Source organism: Vibrio sp. Vb1554 (assembly GCF_033344235.1).
Map to the genome: position 1 here is coordinate 1 of NZ_JAWPOJ010000358.1, position 1,129 is coordinate 1,129.

Annotated in this window: 2 protein-coding genes; both read right to left on the bottom strand. The window is 46.8% G+C overall.

Going from position 1 to position 1,129, the window contains the following annotated elements:
* Positions 1-378, bottom strand: a 378-nt coding sequence (locus tag R8N28_RS26270) for a pilus assembly protein PilN (protein ID WP_318183791.1), incomplete at its 3' end; no start/stop codon positions are given.
* Positions 362-1,129, bottom strand: a 768-nt coding sequence (pilM, locus tag R8N28_RS26275; RefSeq protein WP_318183792.1) for a type IV pilus assembly protein PilM, incomplete at its 5' end; no start/stop codon positions are given. The genes pilM and R8N28_RS26270, both read right to left, overlap by 17 nt.

Here is a 1,129-nt window from a genome sequence, read left to right on the forward strand (position 1 = left end):
AATTTCTAGATCATTCATTTTGATCTTGTCGACATACACGCCTTCTGGAATAACAGCAGGCATGAGGTTCATAAAATCAGTGGTTTTATTCCGACCATTTTGCAACGCTTCCACAACTTTCAAGCGTTCCAAGATTTTGCTGTGTTCAAGCTCCGCGATCTTCATCGCTTCTATCCGCTTATCTAGATCGGAAATGTACGTTGTTAGATAGTCGAGTCGCTCTTGTTGAAGATCTTGTTGATACTCATAATATTTGCCAACGCCCCACTGAATCCCCAACGCCACCATGACGCCCAATACCACTAAACCGACAAATCGACGACGATGCTCTTCCCTTTGATTTTCGCGCCAAGGCAATAAGTTAATGCGATACAGCACGCACACCTCCTAACCAATGAATGCCACGCACCGCCAGCCCTGCAGCCGTCGAAAAATGTTGCCAATCGGCCGCTCGGCGCTTGCGTTTCGACACTTTCATTTCAAACAGTCCGAGTGGGTTTAACAACTCACACTCCAATGCCAACTGATGCGACAGCTCTTCTGCCAACATTGGCGTCGATGCCCCCTCGCCCGATAACCAAATGCCTTTGATGTTTTGCGAACCGTTGATCGAGGTATAGAGCTGCATTTGACGTTTTACGCGCTCAACCACTTGACGATTGAACTGTTCCGTTTTGGCTTGAGCATCATCAGAGAGTAAGTCTTCTTGTGACGTCCCCATTGAGATACGAGTACCGCACGCAAACTCCTTATGAAACAGTTCGCCTTGCTCGGTAAACATGGTGAATGAACTCGCTAACGAGCCGATGTCTAACAAACAGTATTTGTTTTTTTCAGGAAAACGCTCTGCGGCAAGCTTCCAGATATGACCTAGGCTTTGAGAGTGCACGTCAACCAACACAGGCTTTAAACCAGACTGTTGTAACGCTTCAACTCGGCTTTCAACCACATCTTTGCGCGTAGCGAATACTTGATAACTGTCCGTTCCACGCATCCCTTCTTCCGCACGAAGGCGTACGAAATCCAAACTCAGTTCTTCCACAGGAAAAGGAGATTGATGAGAAAAAGCTTGTACCACCGCAAACTCGATTTCGCTCTCATCAAGGCTTTGTTCGATTTGCAGTTTCTT